This window comes from Campylobacter sp. CH246 (genome assembly GCF_004378835.1).
GTDB classification, from domain to species: Bacteria; Campylobacterota; Campylobacteria; order Campylobacterales; family Campylobacteraceae; genus Campylobacter_D; species Campylobacter_D jejuni.
Genome location: NZ_RYYA01000039.1, coordinates 1 through 251, shown reverse-complemented (window position 1 = coordinate 251; position 251 = coordinate 1). Strand labels below are relative to the sequence as shown.

1 protein-coding gene is annotated in these 251 nt (G+C 29.5%); it reads right to left on the bottom strand.

Annotated elements, in window-relative coordinates; genetic code table 11:
* On the bottom strand, positions 1-251 hold a 251-nt coding region (locus ELQ06_RS08590; protein WP_134237522.1), incomplete at both ends, for a 6-hydroxymethylpterin diphosphokinase MptE-like protein.

Genomic DNA, 251 nt, shown 5'->3' with positions numbered 1-251 from the left:
AGTATAAGAAAAATGACTTACATGAGTACCCGTATCTATATAACCAAAGTCATTAAGATTGAAGCGTTGATATAAAGCTTTATTTCTTAAAACAATCATACAATTTTCAGCCTTTAAACTACGCACGATATTAGGATGCGTAGCACACTCAAGAGCAATGATGCTTTGTTTTAAATTTTCTTTATTTTGAAAAAATTTCATTGCTAGATCAGTAAAATCTAAATTCGTAACATAATCAGGCACTATACCTT